Here is a 21043-nt window from a genome sequence, read left to right on the forward strand (position 1 = left end):
CTTATGCTCAATGGTTTGCTTGTGCTGATTTTTTATTACTTCAAATGTCTTCGAGGCTATTGCACAGTCGCGCCTGATCAGAGCCGGACGATCCCGGCAGAACGATGGTTTTTCGCAGCGGGTGGGACCCGTTTCAGGGAGCAAGGCATGGGTGGGTACAACCCGCATTACCAGATCATCGGGCAGATGTTCCAAAAGGACTATCGCTGGCTGTGCGCTGCCGTTGGCCGGACGCTGGGTTGCCCGCACAGTGCGCAAGACATTGCCTCGGAAACCTTTTTGCGGGTATTGGCACTGCCGGACCCCACGGCCATTCGTGAGCCACGCGCGCTGCTGACCACCATCGCCCGGCGGCTGGTGTACGAAGGTTGGCGCCGTCAGGACCTTGAACGCGCTTATCTGGACAGTCTGGCGCTGGCGCCCGAGCCGGTGCATCCGTCCCCGGAAGAACGCGCGCTGGTGATCGAAGCACTGCTGGCGGTCGATCGCCTGCTCAATGGGCTGTCGGCCAAGGCAAAAGCGGCGTTTCTCTACCATCAACTCGACGGTTTGACTTACAGCGAGATCGGCGAGCGCCTCGGCGTGTCCACCAGCCGCGTGCAGCAATACATGGTCGAGGCGTTCAAGCGCTGCTATCAGGCGATGCAGGCATGAGGCCGGACGAAGCGGTGATCGACGAGGCGGCGCAATGGTTGGCGTTGCTGCAATCGGGCGAGGCGGGCATGGCCGAGCGGGCCGCATTCGAGGCTTGGCGTGTTGCTGATCCTCGGCATCAGCAGGTCATCGAGCAAATGGGCGGCGGCCTCAATCTGCTGCGTAACCCGAGCCTGCGCAACGTGCCGCGCAACAGCCTGCTGCACAGTCTCAATGCGCCGTCGAGTCGGCGACGCTTTATCAGCGGCAGTTTGAGTGTGCTCGGCATTGCGCTGTTGGCCGGGTTGCTCGGACGGCGTTACGGCTGGCTGCCGGAGGCGGGGGAGTTGTCGACCGGAACCGGCGAGCGACGTGACTTCACCTTGGCCGACGGCAGTGCGTTGGCGCTCAATGCGCGCAGTCGTGTGGTGCCTTTGTTCGATAGCCAACAGCGCCTGCTCGCCTTGCGCAGCGGTGAGTTGTTGGTCGACGTAGCGAAAGATTCGGCGCGACCCTTTGTGGTCGAGACCGAGCATGGGCGGATGCGTGCGCTGGGGACGAAATTTCTCGTGCAGTACAGCGAGGACTCGACGCGTTTGGTGATGCTCCATTCGCAGGTCGAAGTGGCCACCACCGGTGGCGCGCGGCAAGTGGTGCAGGCCGGCGAGAGTTTGTTGTTCAACGGCGCCGGGTTGCTGTCGCTGGAGCGCAGCAACGGCCAGGAAAGTGCCTGGGTGCAGGGGCGCCTGGAAGTGCGCGACCGGCCTCTGCGCGAGGTCATCGACAGCCTGCGCCGTTACCGTCGCGGCATTTTGCATCTGAGTCCGGAAGTCGCCGATCTGCGCCTCAGCGGGCTGTATCCGCTCGACGACAGTGATCGCACCCTGCAACTGCTGGAGCACTCGCTGCCGATCCGCGTGACCTGGCACAACCCGTACTGGGTCAGCGTCGACGCGCGGTTATAAATCCATAACTTCTTGGCCTAATCGCCGCCCTATAAAATGCGCCGGCCCGCTGCTCATTCCCTGCAGATGCCTCCAACAGGGAAACCCTTCGATGTTCTCATTCAAACAACAATTACCTCGATTGACCCTCGCCGCTGCCTTGGCGCTGGGCCTCAGTCCACTGGCGGCAGTCGCTCAGGAATCTGCTGCGGCGGTGTTCACCTTCGACATCGCTAGCGGACCGCTCGACGAAGTGCTGCTGGGCATCTCGCGGCAGAGCGGTGTGCCGATTTCCTTCAGTCAGGAGCTGGTGCAGGGCAAACGCAGCGCTGCGGTGCGGGGGGCGTTGGGCGGTCGTCAGGCAGTAGAAAAAGCTTTGCTCGGCAGTGGGCTGCAAGTCGAGCAAAGCGCTCAGGGCCTGACCGTTCGCGCAGCCGATGCGCCGGTGAAAGTCACTGCCGTGGCACCGGTCACCAGCGCCGATTACCGCATGGAAAAAGTCACCGTCACCGGCTCGCGCATTGCCCGCGCGCAAAGCGATGGCGCGACGCCGGTCAACGTCATCACCCACGAAGAAATGGAAGCGCGCGGCTACAAAAACGTCTACGACGCCCTGGCCACGCAAACGCAAAACACCGGCATGACCCAAGGCGAAGATTACGGCAATACCTGGCAACCGGCGGCCAGTGCACTCAACCTGCGCGGCCTCGGCCCGAACCATACGCTGGTGTTGATCAATGGCCGTCGCGTGGCCGATTACCCGACGCCATACGACGGCAAGGTCAACTTCACCAACCTGGCGAACATTCCGTCGGCGGTCATCGAACGCATCGAAATCCTCAGCAGCGGCGCCTCGGCGATTTACGGCTCGGACGCGATCGCCGGGGTGGTCAACATCATCCTCAAGGACAAGATCAACGGCGTCGACGTCAATCTCAAGGGCGGCACCAGTGAGCGCGGCGGCGGTGACAACCAGCGTTTGCAGATCAGTGGCGGCGGCAGTTGGGGCGACTTCGACGGTTTGTTTGGTCTGGAGCTGACTAACCGCGATCCAATCTGGGCCGATGACCGTGGCTTTATGCAAAACGGCCCGCTGGCGGACGTCGGTTACCGCCGCGACCTGAGTAACAGTCGCTATCTGGGACCGGGTTGCGGCGCCTATCAGGGCACCTTCGACAACAAACTGGTTAACAGTGGCGGGCGCTGCCGTACCGACCAGATGTACAACGATTACTGGACCGTGCAGACCCAGAAAGAAAACTACGACGGCTACACCCGTGGCACCTGGCATTTCAGTGACAGCGGGCAGGTCTTCGCCGACCTGATGTACGGCCTCGACCATATCCAGAACAACACACGCGGGCCGACCTTCACCTCGCCGGACTTCATCAACCAGAACAGCGGCAATCTGGAACGCTGGTATCGCCGTTTCGGTGAGGAAGAGATCGGCGGACGCACCAGCAATAACAGTAAGTGGCGCGATACCTCGTGGACCGGCACCCTCGGCCTCTCGGACAAGATCGCCGACACCGGCTGGAGTTACGATCTGGCGGTCAATCGCTCGGAATACCGCAGCGTCAGAACCACGCGCTACACGCCACTGTCATCGATTCAGGATTTCTACCTTGGCCCGCAGTTGGGTGTGAGCGGTGGTTATCCGGTGTTCGCCCCGGACGCCTCGCGGCTCGATCGGCCACTGACGCCGCAGGAGTGGCAGCAGTTTCGCGGCAACCTGACCCAGAGCAGCAAGTCGGTATCGACCAGCTACAACGCTTCGGTCAACGGTGATCTGTTCGATCTGCCGGCCGGTCCGGTGGGCTTCGCCGGGGTGCTGGAGGCGGGCAAGCAGGAATACCGTGTCGATCCGGATGACGGCCTCAACGACGGCACGTTCTACGGCGTAAGCCCACAGCAAAGCTCCGGGGGCTCGCGCAAGCGTTATGCGGCGGGCGGCGAGTTCAGCATTCCGGTCACCGACACGATTCTGGCGACTGCCGCCGGGCGCTGGGATCAATACAAGTTCAGTGGCCGCACCGAGCAGCAGAAAACCTACAACCTCGGGCTGGAATGGCGCCCGGTGACCAGCCTGTTGCTGCGCGGCAGTTACGGCACCAGTTTCCGTGCGCCGGACCTGAACTACATCTATCAGTCCGACAGCAACGGCTACTACCCGGCGCAAATCGATTACTACGGTTGCAGCCAGGGCGTGGAGGGTGCCTGTGATCGTGGCCGGGTCGATTACACCCAGAGCGGTACCGCGAATCTTGAGTCGGAGCGCGGCAAATCCTGGACCTACGGATTTGTCTGGTCGCCGTCGCGCAATTTCGATTTCTCCACGGATTTCTGGCGCGTGGAGATCGACGATCTGCTGACCACCGTCGATGAAAACCGCTTGCTGCAACAAGAGAACGAGTGCCGCAATGGCACTCAGGACATCAACTCGGCCAATTGCCAATCGACGCTGGCGCGCATCGATCGCAACGCCGGCAATGCGGCGGTCGATCCGAACCAGCTGAATCGCGTGCGGGTCAACGCGATCAACGCCGCGAGCGAGCGGGTCAGTGGTCTGGACTTCAAAAGCAACATCCGCTGGGGCGCCGGGCAGTACGGTGCGTTCAGTTCGGCGCTGGGCTACACCCTGGTGCTGTCGCATTACTACAAGGAATCGGAAGAGGCGCCGACACAAGACTGGCGCACCTCACGCACCAACTACGACTGGCGCAGTAAGGTCAACGCCAGCCTGACCTGGGATTATCAGAAAGCCACGGCGACGCTGATGGGCATTCGTTACGGCTCGGTCACCAATGGCGCGGGGGACGGGCGCCTGTCGCCGTGGACAGTGTTCAACGCCAGTGCGCGTTACAAACTCAATGATCGGGCGAGTGTCGGCCTGACCGTGAACAACGTGCTTGATCAGGTTAAACACGACGACTCGGCGGGGTGGCCGTACTACCCGACTGGCAACTATGACCCGTACGGACGGCAATGGTGGCTCGATGTGAGTTATCACTTCGGCGGCTGATGGCTGGAATTTCGCGTTTACGTCCTACGGAAATTGGCGATTTTTGCGGCAAGCAGGGGATATTTCCGACGACTTTTTCAGGTTGGTCGTCGGAAGCGCGACCTATAGCATCGGACCTGACATTGAAGTCGCTGAGCGGCTTGAACGCTCAGGCTCCCAGATAAAGGATCGATTATGCGTACCCCTCACATCGAGCATGAAACGCCTGCTTATTCTCATCGGTATTTTTGGCGCGATGATCGCGCCAGGTGCCCTATGGAGGATGTCGCGATGCCCACAGTACAAACACCTCGGCTCACGGGGCTGAAAAAGGCCGACGGAAAACCTGTCGAGTTGCTCGTGAACGGCCAGAACATAGACGACGATGCCTTGCTGATCGTCCACCTGACTGACCAGGGCTTTGAATTGAGCGACGTCGTCAACATGCTTTCAACCTCCGAGCTATATCTGCAAGGCGACATGGTCAAGCGTATCACCGGCAAATCTGTCAGAACCGTGCGCCGTCTCCTGAAGGAGGGCAATCCGGTACGGCTTGACCCGCAGCAGAGTGTCGTCGCCTACCAATACGCATTGGTGCTGGAAATGGCCATTCGGGCATTCGGGGGACAGCCACGGGCGGAGGAGTGGATGCAGAAGCCCACCCCTTACCTGAACGGCCACGTGCCGTTGGAGTTGACCCGACACCCACTGGGTTTCCAGAGGGTGGAGCAACATTTGGGTCGGCTCATTTACGGGGTTACTCCATGAATCCCTTGCCCTGGGATGAACGTTGGTATGCGTGGCGACTGGATCCCGAGGTATACCGATGTACGTGGGACAGCGGGATTGGTTCAGAGGTGAACGGAGGCCGGTGGAATGCACCCGGCCGGCGTGTCGTTTACGCCTCAGTCGATCCGTCCTCTGCCATTCTGGAGGTGGCCGCTAATCGCAGTTTTGATGTGCTGGACAAGGAGCCTTATGTACTGACCTGCTTTGAAGTTATCAGCGACGCAATGGTCAGAATCGTACAGCCGGAAGAGGTGCCGAATCCTTACTGGCTGAGTCCAGCACCGCCTTCACCCAATCAACAGCGGTTTGCCGACGCTTTGCTGGCTGAGCATCCATTTGTACTGATCCCATCAGCGGCAACCCGGCATTCGTGGAATTTGCTGGTGAGTTGCGATCTGGCAGAGGGGCAGTTCAAGATGATCTCTCAGGAGCGTTTCGGGCTGGATACCCGCTTGTTGAAGGAAGTGGCATTGGCTTGATACTGAGGCATGGCATTTTTTGCATAACCTCATCACCCAACGGTCTAAACCGTCCTCTATAAATCCTGATTCGTCATCGCACATCCCTGCATAAACCAAAACGCAGGGATGGCTGTTCATGATTCAGTTTTCACCCGTCAAATCACCTTTGAGCCTGGCCTTGCTGCTGGCAATCAACACGCTGCCGGCCATCGCCGCTGATAGCACGGCAACCGAACCGACCACTCAACTGCAGCGTGTCGAAGTCACGGGGACGGCAATTCGCCGGGTCGATGCAGAAACAGCGGTACCGGTCACCATCCTGCGCGTCGAAGAGCTGCGCGAGCAGGGCGTCACCACCACCGAGGAACTGGTCAGCCGCATTTCCGCCAACCAGTCTTCGGTTGGCTCCGGACGTTCGGTGGGCTCGAGCAGTGGCGGCGCGTCCTATGCAGACTTGCGTGGCATCGGCCCGAACAAGACGCTGGTGCTGCTCAACGGTCGCCGCCTGAGCAACAACGCGACCAACGCGATCAATGGCTCGGGTGTCGACCTCAACACCATTCCGTTTGCCGCCATTGACCGCGTGGAAGTGCTGCGCGATGGTGCTTCGGCGTTGTACGGCACTGATGCGATTGGCGGAGTGATCAACTTCATCACCAAGACCAGCCTCACCGAAGGGCAGATCAGCACTAACTACGACACACCGACGCACTCCGGTGGCGGTGAAAGCCGCAACTTCAGCGGCAGCTGGGGCTTCGGTGATTTGCAGGATGATCGCTTCAACGTGTTCGGCGTGGTCAGCTACGACAAGCAGCAACGTCTGGCTGCTGAGGATCGCGGCTACACCTACAACTATCAGCCGAACCGTGGACTCGACTACACCTCCGGCACCGCATCGCCGGCCAACTGGAGTCAGGGCAGTAACGCCACCAACCCCTTGGCCGGCTCCGGCTGCAACGCACCGGGGTTGCTGGCGCGCAACGGCATCTGCCGGCAGAGCCTGTGGAACTACCTCGATCTGGTGCCGGAAACGGAGAAGACCTCGGCCTTCGCCAAAGCCACCGGCAAGCTGTCCGACGATCACAACGTCAGCCTCGAATACTTCTGGGCGCAAAACGAAAACCGCACGCAAATCGGCCCCGGCACCTTGATGGGTAATCAGGTCAACCCCGGTACGACGTTCTATCCGGGTAACGGCATCACGCCGGGGCCGAACGGCTTTGCCCTCGACCCGACGCAACCGGTCGACGTGAACTGGCGCGAAACCGCCGTCGGCGCGCGCCAGCACGAAGACGACAACACCAGTCAGCGCTTGCTGCTGAGTTTCGACGGCACGCTGGTCGGTTGGGATTACAACCTCGGTGCCTCGTACAACCAGAACAAAGTGGTCAACAGTATTCAGGACGGTTACGTCAACGACCGCGCCGTCAGTGCCGGCATTGCCAACGGTGTGATCAATCCGTTCGGCCCGCAGACGGCTGCCGGCTCGGCGCTGTTGGCGGCCAACGCGGTGGACGGCGATTACGCCACGGCCGTCGGGCGGGTGAAGGCTATCGACGGGCGCATCAGCCGTGAAATCGGCGACTGGTTCGGTGCCGGCCCTTCGGCACTGGCGTTGGGCGGCGAATACCGCAAGGAAGATTTCCATCAGGATTTCGCGCAGTTTGCCGGCGACGTGCAAAGCCTCGGTGTCGATCCCAATGGCAGCGTGGCCGGGGATCGCAGCGTCTCGGCCGAGTACGCCGAGGTCAACGTACCGGTGCTCGACAGCCTGGAACTGTCCGCCGCCGTGCGTCACGACAAGTACAGCGACTTCGGCAGCACCACCAACCCGAAATACTCGTTCCGCTTCCAGCCGTTCAAGGAACTGGTGGTGCGCGGTGCCTACAGCGAAGGGTTCCGCGCGCCCTCGTTGTATGAGTTGTACAACCCGACTTTCACCAGTTTTACCAACGCCAACTACAACGATCCGCGCTTGTGCGCTGGCGGCAATCCGAGCAATGGCGGTATCGCCAACCGTGATTGCGCGCAGCAGTTCAATCGCACCAGTGGCGGCAATACCGACCTGAACCCGGAAACCGCGCGCAACGTTACCCTCGGGTTTGTCTATCAACCGTTCGAGCGCCTGAGCGCCGGGCTGGATTTCTGGTGGATCGACATCGCCAACCAGATTGCCGAATTCCCCGAGTCGGCGGTGTTCGACAATCCTGAGCTGTACCCGGATCGCCTGATCCGCAAGCCGGATGGCTCCATTGACCACATCGTTACCGGCCTGGCCAACCTCGGCAAGATCAAGACCAACGGCGTCGACGTCAGCTTCGATTACCGTCTGCCGAGCACCCCGTACGGCAATTTCGGCATCGGCCTGCAAGGCACTTACGTCACTCGCTATGACTATCAGCAACAGCTCAAGGGCGACTACATCGACAAACTGGGCGATTTCCGTGGCGGCGACTTTGCTTCGGCGGGCGCCGTGGCGCGCTGGCGGCACAGCCTGACCGGCAGCTGGAGTTCCGGCCCGTTCGGCGCCGCGCTGACCAACCGCTACACCAGCGGTTACCACGACTCCGATCGCGACACTCACGATTACGTCGGCTCGTACAACGTCTGGGATCTGGCCGGCACCTACACCTGGCGCAAGACCCTGAGCGTGACCCTCGGCGCGAAAAACCTGTTCGACCGCGAGCCACCGTTCAGCAACCAGACGTACACGTTCCAGAGCGGCTACGACCCGAAATACGGCGATCCGTTTGGGCGGACGCTGTACACGCGGGTCAGTTACAAGTTCTGAAACCAGCCCTGTAGGAGCTGCCGAAGACTGCGATCTGTTGATCTTCCAACGGCGAAAGATCGCAGCCTTCGGCAGCTCCTACAGAACGGGCTTTAGCAGTTGGTGCGAATTTTAGTCACCTATTGATCTAAAGCCCGCCCTATAAAAATCGCCGGCCTGTTGCACATCACAGGTAGGCAGAAGGTGTATTGGCTGTTCTGGCCTCATCGCTGGCAAGCCAGCTCCCACAGGGTCTGTGGTGTTCACAAATTCCATGTGGGAGCTGGCTTGCCAGCGATGAGGCCAGTAGCAGCACCGTGTAAAAGGATCTGCCCATGTTCTCCAGGCTCATTTTATTCAGCGCATGTGCGCTTTTAACGCCGTTCAGTTGGGCCGCACCGCAACCCGCGTTAACGGTCTACGGCGAACCCGCCAAATACGCCCCCGACTTTCAGCACCTGGCCTACGCCAACCCCGATGCACCGAAGGGCGGCAGCCTGCGCCGTTCTTCGCTGGAAAGCGGCCCGTTCGATCACCTGATTCCCTATACCGACAAAGGCACTGGCGTGGCCGACATCGATGGCTGGCTCTACGCACCGCTGGCCTATCGCAGCAAGGACGAGCCCTACAGCGTCTACGGTCTGGTGGCGCAGCAGATGGAGCTGGATCCGGATCGCCGCTGGATACGCTTCTACCTGAACCCGAAGGCGCGTTTCGACGACGGCACGCCGATCACCGCCGAAGACGTGCGCTACACCTTCAACCTGTTCACCACCCAGGGCAGCCTCAAATACCGCCAGCAGTTTCGCGATGTCGCTGAAGTCGTCGTGGAGTCGCCGACGCAAGTGCGCTTCCTCTTCAAGAACAACGACAGCCGCACCTTGCCGCTGGATCTGGCGACACTGCCGGTGCTGCCCGAACATTGGTGGCGGACCCGCGATTTCGCCGAGGGTGGTGGTTTCGAGATCCCGCCCGGCAGCGGTCCGTATCGCCTCAGCGCGGTGGATGCCGGGCGCAGCGTGAAATTCCAGCGGGTGCAGGACTGGTGGGCGAAGGATCTGCCGATCACGCGCGGTTTGTACAACTTCGATCAATTGAGCGTGGAGTTCTTCGCCGACACCGACGTGTCACGGCAGGTGCTCAAGGCCGGTGGCTTTGATTACAACCGCGAATTCTCCGCCACCAGTTTCACCATCGGTTACGCGGGGGGCGCACTGGAGCAAGGCAAATTACTCCGCGAACATCTTGCACCCGGTGCTGCGCAAGGCGCGCAGGGCTTTGTGTTCAACCTGCAGAAACCGCCGTTTCAGGATCGTCGCGTACGTCAGGCGATCGCCATGCTCTGGGATTTCGAGTGGACCAACCGACAGATGATGCGCGGCATGTACCTGCGTCAGCGCAGCTTCTTCTCCCACAGCGCACTGGCGGCCACGGCATTGCCGGATGCCGAAGAGTTGAAGATTCTTGAGCCGTTGCGCGGACAGATTCCCGATGAAGTGTTCACCACGGTGTTTGAAGCACCGAAAACCGATGGCAGCGGCAACGTCCGCGCCGAACAGTTGCAGGCTTTGAAATTGCTCGAAGCCGCTGGCTGGAAACCCCGTGGCGATCAATTGGTGAACGCCAATGGCGAGCCGCTGCACTTCACGTTTCTCAATGGCCAGAAAGGTTTCGAACGACTGTTGTTACCGTTCAAACGCAACCTCGCGCAGATCGGCATCGGCTTCGATATCCGTCAGGTCGACACCGCGCAATACACCAACCGCGTGCGCAATCGCGACTACGACATGATCGTCGCCGGTTACCCGGTGAGTCAGGCGCCGGGGCGCGAGATGTTCAATTACTTCGGCTCAGATGGCGCCGCTGATCCTGGCTCGAACAATTACATGGTGCTGCGCGATCCAGCCATCGATGCCCTGCTCGAAGGGCTGGTGCGGGCCGACAATCGCGAGAGTCTGCTGCGCCATGCTCATGCGTTGGATCGGGTGTTGCAGTGGGGCTATTACTGGGTGCCCAACTATTACCCGCCGGGGATTTCCACGGTGTGGTGGAACCGCTTCGGCCGACCGGCGATTGCGCCGCTGTACGACGCCGGCCTCGACACCTGGTGGGAAATCAGCCCGACTGCACTGACCACAAACGAGATGCACAAGGAGTACAGCCATGTGGGGTTATAGCCTGCGGCGTCTGCTGCTGATCGTGCCGACCTTGTTCGCGATCCTGCTGGTCAACTTCGTTATCGTCCAAGCCGCGCCCGGTGGCCCGGTGGAACAGGCCATCGCGCGCTTGCAGGGAATTGGCGTCGGCGCGGCGGTGGGTTCCAGCCATGTCGAAACCGTCGGTGGCGAGTCTCGCGCCACCCGAGGGCTGGACCCGAAACTGCTGGCCGATATCGAGCGTCAGTACGGCTTCGATAAACCGGCCAGCGAGCGTTTGTGGCTGATGCTCAAAAGCTATGCGCGACTGGATTTCGGCCAGAGTTTCTTTCGCGGTGCCAGCGTCACGCAACTGATCTGGCAGAAACTGCCGGTGACCTTGTCGTTGGGCGTGTGGGCGACGCTGATCACCTATCTGGTGTCGATTCCGTTGGGCATTCGCAAAGCCGTGCACAACGGCTCGGCGTTCGATGTCTGGAGCAGTGTGGCAATCATCATCGGTTATGCGCTGCCCGGATTTCTCTTCGCGCTGCTGCTGATCGTGGTGTTTGCCGGCGGCACGGCGCTGGACTGGTTTCCGGTACGCGGGCTGGTCTCGGACAACTTCGCCGAACTGTCGCCATGGGCCAAGGTGGCCGACTATTTCTGGCACTTGGTGTTGCCGGTGATTGCCTTGGTCATTGGTGGGTTCGCCACGTTGACCATTCTGACCAAGAACAGCTTTCTCAATGAGATCTCACGACTGTACGTGGTGACTGCGCGTGCCAAGGGACTGAGTGAAAAACAGGTTTTGTACGGGCACGTGTTTCGCAATGCGATGCTGCTGGTCGTCGCCGGTTTGCCGCAAGCCTTGGTGGCGGTGTTCTTCGGCGGCTCGCTGTTGATCGAAGTGATCTTTTCCCTCGATGGTCTCGGCCGTCTCAGTTACGAAGCGGCGGTGGCGCGCGACTATCCGGTGGTGTTCGGTTCGCTGTTCATCTTCACCCTGTTCGGCCTGCTGATAAAACTGCTCGGCGACCTTTGCTACACGCTGGTCGACCCGCGCATCGACTTCACCGCGAGGGTTGCCTGATGTTGACGTTATCTCCGATCGGCCAGCGCCGCTGGGCGCGCTTCAAGACGCATCGCCGTGGTTGGTGGTCGTTGTGGCTGTTTCTCGCGTTGTTCGGCCTGAGCCTTGGCGGTGAACTGGTGGCCAATGACAAACCGCTGCTGGTGACGTATCAGGGCGACTGGTATTTCCCGGCGTTCAAGCGCTACACCGAGCAGGACTTCGCCGGTGAGTTGCCGTTTCAACCGGACTATCGCAGTGCTCAGGTGCGGCAATTGATCGAGGGGCAGGGCGGGCGAATGTGGTTTGCGCCGATTCCGTTCGCGTTCGACACGGTCAATTACGACCTGACGGAGCCGGCGCCGAGTCCACCCAGCGGCGACAATTGGCTGGGCACCGATGATCAGGCGCGCGACGTGCTGGCACGGGTGATATTTGGCACCCGCGTGTCGCTGCTGTTTGCCTTGGCGCTGACCGCGGCGAGTGCGCTGATCGGCATCGCCGCGGGGGCCTTGCAGGGTTACTACGGCGGCTGGGTCGACCTGATCGGTCAGCGCTTGCTGGAGGTCTGGTCGGGGCTGCCGGTGTTGTACCTGCTGATCATTCTGTCCGGGTTTGTCGAGCCGAATTTCTGGTGGCTGCTGGGGATCATGGCGCTGTTTTCCTGGTTGAGCCTGGTCGATGTGGTGCGGGCCGAATTCCTGCGCAGTCGCGGTCTGGAGTACGTGAAAGCGGCGCGGGCGCTGGGTGTAGGTGATGCGCAAGTGATCGTTCGGCACATCCTGCCCAATGCCATGAGCGCAACGCTGACTTATCTGCCGTTCATCCTCACTGGGGCAATCGCAACCTTGTCAGCACTGGATTTTCTCGGTTTCGGCATGCCGGCGGGCAGCGCTTCGCTGGGCGAGTTGATCGGCCAGGGCAAGAGCAATCTGCAAGCACCGTGGCTGGGTTTCACCGCGTTCTTTGCGTTGGCGCTGATCCTCTCGCTGCTGGTATTCATCGGCGAAGCCTGCCGCGATGCGTTTGATCCGAGGACTTGATATGCCTGAACATCTGATCGAAATACGCGACCTGCGCGTCGCGTTCAATGGCCAGACTGTGGTGCACGGCATCGACCTCGATATCCGCCCCGGCGAGTGCCTGGCACTGGTCGGCGAATCCGGTTCGGGCAAATCCGTCACGGCGCACAGCATTCTGCAATTGCTTGACCCGGCCATCACCCGGATCGACGGCAGCATCCGCTATGACGGCACGGAACTGCTGGGCGTGCATGAGCGCTACTTGCGGCAATTGCGTGGCAACCGCATCGCAATGATTTTTCAGGAGCCGATGAGCTCGCTGAACCCTTTGCACACGATTGAGCGGCAACTGGGTGAAAGCCTTGCGCTGCACAAGGGGTTGGCCGGAGCGGCTGCACGTCAGCGAATTGTGCAGTTGCTCGAACTCGTGGGTATTCAGCGCCCGCGCGAGCGGCTCAAGGCCTATCCGCATCAACTCTCGGGCGGTCAGCGCCAACGGGTGATGATTGCCATGGCGCTGGCCTGCGAGCCGCAGTTGTTGATTGCCGACGAGCCGACCACGGCGCTGGACGTGACCGTGCAACGCAAGATTCTGCTGCTGCTCAAGGAGCTGCAAGAACGGTTGGGCATGGCGTTGTTGATCATCAGTCATGATCTGAATCTGGTGCGCAATATCGCTCAGCGGGTGGCGGTCATGCGTGGCGGGGTGATTGTCGAACAGGCGCCCTGTGAACAGTTGTTCAGCGCGCCGCAGCATCCTTACAGCATTGAGTTGCTCAACGCCGAACCGGGTGGCGAAGCGTTGTGTCGGGAACCTGCCGAGGATTTGCTGGAGGTGCGTGATCTCAATGTGCGCTTCCGTTTGGGCGGTGGTTGGCTGCGCGCGAAGTCTTGGCTGCACGCGGTCAACGGCATTGATTTGCATCTTCAGCGCGGTAAGACCTTGGGGATTGTCGGCGAATCCGGTTCCGGCAAGTCGACACTGGGCCAGGCCATTCTGCGTTTGCTCGATGCCCAGGGCAGCATCCGCTTTCAGGGCGAGGCGCTGGAGCACTTGAGCGGCAAGCAACTCAGACCGCTGCGCAAACGTCTGCAAGTGGTGTTTCAGGATCCGTTCGGCAGCCTCAGCCCACGCCTGTGTGTGGAGCAGATCATCGCTGAAGGTTTACAGGTGCACAGCGATTTGAACGCCGGCGAGCGTGAGAGGGCAGTGATTGAAGTGTTGCATGAAGTCGGTCTCGATCCGGCTACCCGCCATCGCTATCCCCACGAGTTTTCCGGTGGTCAGCGGCAACGCATCGCCATTGCCCGGGCGCTGGTGCTCAAGCCCGACTTGATCCTGCTGGATGAACCGACGTCGGCACTGGATCGCACGGTGCAAAAGCAGATCGTCGCGTTGTTGCGGCGTTTGCAGGCGGAGCACGGCTTGACCTATCTGTTCATCAGCCACGATCTGGCGGTGGTGCGCGCGTTGGCCCATGACTTGATTGTGATGAAGGACGGTGAAGTGGTGGAGCGTGGCGAGACGAATGCGCTGTTTCATGCGGCGCGGCATCCGTATACCCGGGAGCTACTGGCCGCTTCGTTCACCGGGTAACCCTGTAGGAGCTGTCGAGTGAAACGAGGCTGCGATCTTTTGACTTTGCTTTCTAAAAAACAGGGTCAAAAAATCGCAGCGTGCCGCAGCTCCTACAGGGCCGAAACGCGAGAATCCCGCCACAGGGGGCGGGATTCTTGTGCCACTGAACGCGTTATTACGACGGGAACAGTTCGGACAGTTTCATCGACAGCATCATGTCGCCTTCAACGCGCAGCTTGCCGCCCATGAAAGCCTGCATGCCGTCGGTTTCGCCGCTGACGATACCTTTCAGGGTTTCGCTGTCCAGCACCAGCGTGCAGTTGGCATCCGGGTTTTCGCCTTCCTGGATATCGCAGGTGCCGTCTTTGACGATCAGCGAGTACTGCTTGTCTTCGTCAGTGATGTTGAAACCGAAGACCAGATCCAGACCGACAGCAGCGGCTGGGTTGAACTTGGCTTGCATTGCTTTTACGGCATCGGCTACGGAGGTCATGGTTCGATCCTTATGAGGTTGATTACAGCAAGGTTCACAGTTAACCGGACTCAGCGAAAAGTGATGAGTTCCGGAGCCTTCAACAGCTGCAGATGTGCATGACTGTTGAAGGCGGCCAAAGCCACCTCGCGACCGCGGAACTTCAGCAGGTTGAGCGAGGTGTTGACGATTTGCCAGTTCAATTCAAAAGCCTGTTTAGCCGGCATTTGCGTAATGAGGTGGAGCAGGGCGGTGATGGTGCCGCCGGAGGTGAACACGGCGATTTTCTGGTTTTTATCGGCCAGATCAAGAATCCGCTGCAGTCCGGCCTGAACGCGTTCGACGAACCCCAGCCAGCTTTCCAGCCCCGGTGTGTCATAAGTGCCGGCCAGCCAGCGCTCGATGATCAGGGCGAAAATGCGTTGGAATTCGCCACGGTTTTGCGCGGCGTTGCGCAAGATGTCGAGCGCTTCCGGCTCGTCCGCCAGCATGTCCGGGAGCAGCGCGCGGATGACCGCGTCGGCATCGAATTCGTTGAAAGCGGAATCGGTTTCCAGCGTCGGCACCGGCAAACCTTTGGCGGCGAATTGCGCCAGCGCGCTGGTGGCCGTGTGCTGCTGACGACGCAGGTCGCCGGCAAGGCAGCGATCGAAGCTGATACCCAGTTCAGCGAGGTGCTGACCGAGGATTTCTGCCTGGCGCACACCGGTCGGCGAGAGGACGTCATAGTCGTCTGCACCAAAGGAGGCCTGGCCATGTCGAATCAAGTAGATGCTGCCCACGTCCGCGTCATCCCGGTACGTTGAAGGTTGTGGCGAGGTTATGAGGATGACGGGTAGCTGTCAATGAAAAAACATACGCTTGTTTGAAATGCTCGTTACAGGGGTGTTGCCAGAGGTTTCACGGCTGGCCGACAAGCCGGCGCATGGGTATGCTGGAGCCATCCCGCGTGTGTCTGAAATCCGCGCATCGTTTAAGGAGTCTCTGTGGAGTTTTTCACCGAATACGCCAGCTTCCTGGCCAAGACCGTCACCCTGGTGATCGCCATTCTGGTGGTGCTGGCCAGTTTTGCTGCATTGCGCAGCAAGGGCCGGCGCAAATCGGCCGGTCAGTTGCAGGTCAGCAAACTCAATGATTTCTACAAGGGCCTGCGCGAACGCCTGGAGCAGACCTTGCTCGACAAGGATCAGCTCAAGGCCCTGCGCAAGGGCGAGGCCAAATCGGAGAAAAGCGAGAAAAAGAAGAAGAGCAAGCCCGAGACCAAGTCACGGGTGTTCGTGCTGGATTTTGACGGCGACATCAAGGCCTCGGCCACCGAAAGCCTGCGCCATGAAATCACTGCACTGCTGACCCTCGCCACACCCAAAGATGAAGTGGTTCTGCGTCTGGAAAGCGGTGGCGGCATGGTTCACAGCTACGGTCTGGCGTCCTCGCAACTGGCGCGTATCCGTGAAGCCGGCGTGCCGTTGACCGTGTGCATCGACAAGGTCGCGGCCAGCGGCGGTTACATGATGGCGTGCATCGGCGAGAAGATCATCAGCGCGCCGTTCGCGATTCTCGGCTCGATTGGTGTGGTCGCGCAGTTGCCCAACGTCAACCGTTTGCTGAAGAAACACGACATTGACTTTGAAGTCCTCACCGCCGGTGAGTACAAGCGCACCCTGACCGTGTTTGGCGAAAACACCGAGAAGGGCCGGGAGAAGTTCCAGGAAGACCTCGACATCACTCATCAGTTATTCAAGAACTTCGTCGCCCGCTACCGTCCACAACTGGCGATCGACGATGTCGCCACTGGTGAAGTCTGGCTCGGTGTCGCGGCGCTGGATAAGCAACTGGTCGATGAACTCAAAACCAGCGATGAATACCTCGCAGACCGAGCGAAAAAGGCCGAGGTCTATCACCTGCACTATGCCGAGCGCAAAAGCCTGCAAGAGCGCATTGGCATGGCCGCCAGCGGTTCGGTTGATCGCGTACTGTTGAGCTGGTGGAGTCGCCTGACCCAGCAGCGTTTCTGGTAAATCGAGCAGGCATAAAAAAACGCCGGTCACATGACCGGCGTTTTTTTGTCCGCGCTAAACCAGAAGACTTAGCGGCGACGGAACAGCGGCAGCGGCTCGTCGGTGGCAGCCTGGTAGGTCACCGAAAAGTCCTTGAGACCTTCCAGGGCTTCGTACGGATCTTTGTCCGCACGCACGGCAAAGGCGTCGAAACCACAGCGGTGCATGTAGAACAGCTGATCGCGCAGCACGTCGCCAATCGCCCGCAGTTCACCTTTGAAACCGTAACGGTCACGCAGCAGGCGGGCGTTGGAGTAGTTGCGGCCGTCAGTGAACGCCGGGAAGTTCAGGGCAATCACCTGGAACTCGGCAACGTCTTCACCGATTTCTTCGGCTTCTTCGTCGGCGTCCAGCCATACACCCAGACCGCCGTCGCGAGCCTTGAGCATGCGGCTGTGTTCGCGCCACAGTTGCAGCGGAACGATCAGATCGTCGCAGTTGCTGATCTCGTCGATGTTGAAATCCTTGGGCAGCAAGTGCCAGGTTTCGTCGACGACCTCGTTGTTCTTAATGATTCGCTGCATAGACGCGTTCCTTGAAGAGGTCGATGCCAATACGCTGGTAGGTGTCGATGAAGCGCTCGTCTTCGGTACGTTGTTCAACGTACACGTCGATCAGCTTCGAGATCACGTCCGGCATGGCTTCCTGAGCGAAGGACGGGCCGAGGATCTTGCCCAGGCTCGCATCACGGCTGGCGCTGCCGCCGAGGGAGACCTGGTAGAACTCTTCGCCTTTCTTGTCGACGCCGAGAATGCCGATGTGGCCGACGTGGTGGTGACCGCAGGCGTTCATGCAACCGGAGATGTTCAGGTCCAGCTCGCCGATGTCGAACAGGTAGTCGAGGTCATCGAAGCGGCGCTGGATCGATTCGGCAATCGGGATCGACTTGGCGTTGGCCAGCGAGCAGAAATCACCGCCCGGGCAGCAGATGATGTCGGTCAGCAGGCCGATGTTCGGCGTAGCGAAACCGCCTTCACGCAGTTCGCCCCAGAGGGTGAACAGTTGGCTTTGCTCGACGTCGGCAAGAATGATGTTCTGCTCGTGCGAGGTGCGCAGCTGACCGAAGCTGTAGCGGTCGGCCAGATCGGCGACGGCATCGAGCTGCTTGTCAGTGATGTCGCCCGGGGCAACGCCGGTCGGCTTCAGCGACAGGGTCACGGCGACATAACCCGGCTTTTTGTGCGCCAGGGTGTTGCGGGTACGCCAGCGGGCGAAACCCGGATGCTCTTTGTCCAGCTCGGCCAGTTGCGCAGTCTGGTTGTCCAGCGCCTTGTAGTCCGGGTCGACGAAGTGCTTGGCCACGCGCTGCAGTTCAGCGTCGGTCAGTGTGGTCTGGCCACCGCGCAGGTGTTCCATTTCCGCATCGACTTTCTGTGCGAACACTTCAGGCGTGAGTGCCTTGACGAGGATCTTGATCCGCGCCTTGTATTTGTTGTCGCGACGGCCGTAGCGGTTGTAGACACGCAGGATGGCGTCGAGGTAGCTCAACAGGTCCTGCCATGGCAGGAACTCGTTGATGAACGCGCCAACGACTGGCGTACGACCAAGGCCACCGCCGACCAGCACGCGGAAACCCAGTTCGCCGGCGGCGTTGTGCACCGGCTCAAGACCGATGTCGTGGACTTCAATGGCCGCACGGTCAGCGGTCGAACCGTTCACGGCGATCTTGAATTTGCGCGGCAGGTAGGCGAATTCCGGGTGGAATGTAGTCCACTGACGGACGATTTCGCACCATGGGCGCGGGTCGATCACTTCGTCGGCGGCGACGCCGGCGAACTGGTCGGTGGTGACGTTGCGCAGGCAGTTGCCGCTGGTCTGGATCGCGTGCATCTGCACGGTGGCCAGTTCAGCCAGAATGTCCGGGATGTCTTCCACCGCCGGCCAGTTGAACTGCACGTTCTGCCGCGTACTGATGTGGGCGTAGCCCTTGTCGTAGTCGCGGGCAATCTTGGCCATCATGCGCGTCTGACGCGAAGTCAGCTGGCCGTAAGGCACCGCCACACGCAACATCGGCGCGAAGCGCTGGATGTACAGGCCATTTTGCAGGCGCAGGGGGCGGAATTCTTCTTCGCTCAGCTCACCTGCCAGATAGCGTCGGGTCTGATCACGGAACTGCTTGACGCGGTCCTCGATGATCCGCTGATCGTACTCGTCGTATACGTACATATAAGTCCTGTTCTCAGGCTTGGGCCATTCGGAGTAGCACTGCGTTTTCGCTTGCCGGAGTCCGATTGTGCCTCTGCAATTCTGCGCGCACGGCCGCGCACTCCCTAACGGAGCCGGGGCAATATACCCGTTTGCAGTTATGCGCAAAAGTGATGTTTGAGTATATGTAAAGAACCAAATCGCCTAACGAGAATCGCTGTCAACTATCCCACATTTGTCGTGCGGACAATCATCGTCTTAACTGTGGTCGAGTCTTTCTGCAATCACCGATAAAACCGACAAGAGGCGATGCAATGAGCAATCCGACCAAGGCAAGAAAAAGCGACAGCAGTGTCGATGCGTGGGCCATTTTGTTCCTGATCATTCTCGTGGTAGGAACAGCGGTATTCTGGGTCAGCCATCAGTAAACGACCCATCCGGGCCCGCTTCCGACAAATTGTCGGACAAAAGCGGGATCAGGCATCAATAGCCGGTGGAACGAGGGCTATAATGCGCGGCCATTTTTCCTTGGGCCCGGATGCTTCATGTTCAAGTTTTTGCAAATCAGTATTCTGTTGTTCGTCGCGCTGTTCCAGACCGGCGCGCGAGCAGAGTCTGTGCTGTTTTTGAATCCGGGTTCGACGCAGGAAGCCTTCTGGGTCAGCTATTCGCAATTCATGCAGGCGGCCGCCCATGATCTGGGCATCGATCTGCAGATTCTCTACTCCCAACGCCAGCCCGAACTGACCCTGGCTCAGGCGCGTGTCGCGTTGCAGGGGCCGAATCGTCCCGAGTACCTGGTGTTCGTCAACGAACAATACGTCGCCCCGCAAATTTTGCGTCTGGCCGAGAACAGCGGCGTGAAGCTGTTTATGGTCAACGCGGCACTGACACCTGACCAGCAAGCGCTGGTCGGCGAACGGAATGACCGCATCGGCAGTCTGGTGCCGAACGACGAGGAGGGCGGTTACCTGATGATGAAGGAACTGATCCGCCTGCACCCGCCGACGCCCGCTGCCGAACCGATTGAAGTGTTGGCGTTCTCCGGGCTGAAAGTCACCCCCTCGGCGCAATTGCGCGAGCGTGGCATGCAACGGGCGCTGGCCGAACACCCTCAGATGCGTCTGCGGCAATTGGTCTACAGCGGCTGGAACCAGGAACGCGCCTATGAGCAGGCCAAACAGCTGTTCGCCCGTTACCCGAAGGTGTCGCTGGTGTGGTCGGCCAATGATGAAATGGCTTTCGGCGCGATGCGCGCGTACGCCGAGACCGGCAAAGTCGCCGGCAAAAATGCCTTGTTCAGTGCGGTCAACACCTCACCGGCGGCCTTGCAGGCGCTGGTTGACGGGCGCCTGAGCGCACTGGTCGGTGGACATTTCACCTTGGGTGGCTGGGCGTTGGTCGAGTTGCATGACGTTGAGCAGGGCGTCGATTTGAATCACTACGGCGGCCGTGACCGGCAGATTCCCTTGTTGCAATTGATCGACAAATCGCATGCCCGGCAAATGCTGGCCATGGGCAAGTCGCCGAACTACGGCGTGAATTTCCGCAAGCTCTCGGCCAAGGGGCAACCGGTGTCGTATCGCTACCCGTTCACCTTGCAGACCCTGATGCGCTGATCACGTCAGACCCCGGCGAAATGCAGCACCAGTTTGACGATGGCAAATAGTGTCAACGCAAACACCGCCGTGAACAGAATGCCCAGCACCACGAAATGGCTGGGCTTGCCATGGGTGAAGTCCCTTGCCCGGTTCTTGCCGCTCTGCACCCCGAACGCCGCCGCCATCACACTGTGCAGCATCTGCCAGAAGGTCGGTGGTTTGTTGTCGATTGGATCGTCCATAAATCCCCCTTCGAAATCGTGCATTTGAAGCATAGTCAAAGGCGCCAGCGGTGCCTCGGTCTTTTGATTCAGATGACTTGTTACAACTGATACCGATCGCCAATAACTATGTATCGCAGT

17 protein-coding genes are annotated in these 21043 nt (G+C 60.0%); 12 read left to right on the forward strand and 5 right to left on the reverse strand.

What is annotated here, in order from left to right:
* The first annotated feature begins 147 nt into the window (after positions 1-147).
* The 10 genes from AC3IUF_RS12955 to AC3IUF_RS13000 all read left to right on the forward strand — a co-directional run bounded on the left by AC3IUF_RS12955 (position 148) and on the right by AC3IUF_RS13000 (position 14424).
* On the forward strand, positions 148-654 hold the full coding sequence (locus AC3IUF_RS12955) for a sigma-70 family RNA polymerase sigma factor (protein ID WP_007912551.1): 507 nt from the start codon (positions 148-150) through the stop codon (positions 652-654).
* Positions 651-1598 (forward strand): FecR domain-containing protein, encoded by a 948-nt coding sequence (locus AC3IUF_RS12960; RefSeq protein WP_489281182.1) that lies wholly within the window; start codon positions 651-653, stop codon positions 1596-1598. Before AC3IUF_RS12955 ends, AC3IUF_RS12960 begins: the two co-directional genes overlap by 4 nt.
* Before the next feature lie 91 nt (positions 1599-1689).
* Positions 1690-4599, forward strand: coding sequence for a TonB-dependent receptor domain-containing protein (locus AC3IUF_RS12965; protein ID WP_489281184.1), 2910 nt, complete (start codon positions 1690-1692; stop codon positions 4597-4599).
* A 270-nt stretch (positions 4600-4869) separates the two neighbouring features.
* Entirely contained in the window at positions 4870-5346 is a 477-nt protein-coding gene (locus AC3IUF_RS12970; RefSeq protein ID WP_007912557.1) for an antitoxin Xre/MbcA/ParS toxin-binding domain-containing protein, read from the forward strand.
* Positions 5343-5846: an RES family NAD+ phosphorylase gene (locus AC3IUF_RS12975; protein WP_489281185.1), complete on the forward strand. Its 504-nt coding sequence runs from the start codon at positions 5343-5345 to the stop codon at positions 5844-5846. The genes AC3IUF_RS12970 and AC3IUF_RS12975 overlap by 4 nt, the downstream gene beginning before the upstream one ends.
* A gap of 118 nt (positions 5847-5964) precedes the next feature.
* Positions 5965-8619, forward strand: coding sequence for a TonB-dependent receptor (locus AC3IUF_RS12980; RefSeq protein WP_489281187.1), 2655 nt, complete (start codon positions 5965-5967; stop codon positions 8617-8619).
* 314 nt (positions 8620-8933) lie between these two features.
* Positions 8934-10775, forward strand: a complete 1842-nt coding sequence (locus tag AC3IUF_RS12985; RefSeq protein WP_489281188.1) for an extracellular solute-binding protein — start codon at positions 8934-8936, stop codon at positions 10773-10775.
* Positions 10762-11826: a microcin C ABC transporter permease YejB gene (locus tag AC3IUF_RS12990; protein WP_489281190.1), complete on the forward strand. Its 1065-nt coding sequence runs from the start codon at positions 10762-10764 to the stop codon at positions 11824-11826. The genes AC3IUF_RS12985 and AC3IUF_RS12990 overlap by 14 nt, the downstream gene beginning before the upstream one ends.
* Positions 11826-12848 carry an ABC transporter permease gene (locus AC3IUF_RS12995; RefSeq protein WP_095113382.1) on the forward strand — a complete coding sequence of 341 codons (1023 nt, stop codon included), beginning with the start codon at positions 11826-11828 and terminating at the stop codon, positions 12846-12848. The genes AC3IUF_RS12990 and AC3IUF_RS12995 overlap by 1 nt, the downstream gene beginning before the upstream one ends.
* Position 12849: 1 nt before the next feature.
* Positions 12850-14424 carry an ABC transporter ATP-binding protein gene (locus AC3IUF_RS13000; protein WP_489281192.1) on the forward strand — a complete coding sequence of 525 codons (1575 nt, stop codon included), beginning with the start codon at positions 12850-12852 and terminating at the stop codon, positions 14422-14424.
* A gap of 157 nt (positions 14425-14581) precedes the next feature.
* On the opposite strand, the gene AC3IUF_RS13005 is transcribed toward AC3IUF_RS13000, so the two are convergent.
* Together AC3IUF_RS13005 and AC3IUF_RS13010 are read right to left on the reverse strand one after the other, a co-directional pair.
* The gene (locus tag AC3IUF_RS13005; protein ID WP_095113380.1) at positions 14582-14899 is read right to left on the reverse strand and encodes an SCP2 sterol-binding domain-containing protein; all 318 of its coding nucleotides are present in this window, start codon (positions 14897-14899) and stop codon (positions 14582-14584) included.
* Between the two features lie 50 nt (positions 14900-14949).
* Positions 14950-15660: a histidine phosphatase family protein gene (locus AC3IUF_RS13010; RefSeq protein ID WP_007912569.1), complete on the reverse strand. Its 711-nt coding sequence runs from the start codon at positions 15658-15660 to the stop codon at positions 14950-14952.
* 204 nt (positions 15661-15864) lie between these two features.
* On the opposite strand from AC3IUF_RS13010, the gene sohB reads away from it, so the two are divergent.
* Positions 15865-16896: a protease SohB gene (gene sohB, locus AC3IUF_RS13015; protein ID WP_007912571.1), complete on the forward strand. Its 1032-nt coding sequence runs from the start codon at positions 15865-15867 to the stop codon at positions 16894-16896.
* A 68-nt stretch (positions 16897-16964) separates the two neighbouring features.
* Here sohB and AC3IUF_RS13020 read toward each other — a convergent pair whose 3' ends face one another.
* Positions 16965-17459 (reverse strand): DUF934 domain-containing protein, encoded by a 495-nt coding sequence (locus tag AC3IUF_RS13020; RefSeq protein WP_007912572.1) that lies wholly within the window; start codon positions 17457-17459, stop codon positions 16965-16967.
* Positions 17443-19101 (reverse strand): nitrite/sulfite reductase, encoded by a 1659-nt coding sequence (locus AC3IUF_RS13025; protein ID WP_007912574.1) that lies wholly within the window; start codon positions 19099-19101, stop codon positions 17443-17445. Before AC3IUF_RS13025 ends, AC3IUF_RS13020 begins: the two co-directional genes overlap by 17 nt.
* Before the next feature lie 524 nt (positions 19102-19625).
* Here AC3IUF_RS13025 and AC3IUF_RS13030 point away from each other — a divergent pair.
* Positions 19626-20699 (forward strand): ABC transporter substrate-binding protein, encoded by a 1074-nt coding sequence (locus AC3IUF_RS13030; RefSeq protein WP_489281195.1) that lies wholly within the window; start codon positions 19626-19628, stop codon positions 20697-20699.
* 5 nt (positions 20700-20704) lie between these two features.
* On the opposite strand, the gene AC3IUF_RS13035 is transcribed toward AC3IUF_RS13030, so the two are convergent.
* Complete coding sequence (locus AC3IUF_RS13035) at positions 20705-20923, reverse strand: DUF2970 domain-containing protein (protein WP_007912583.1); 219 nt, start codon at positions 20921-20923, stop codon at positions 20705-20707.
* Positions 20924-21043: the final 120 nt, after the last annotated feature.

The sequence above is a fragment of the Pseudomonas sp. KH_040 genome (assembly GCF_057839305.1).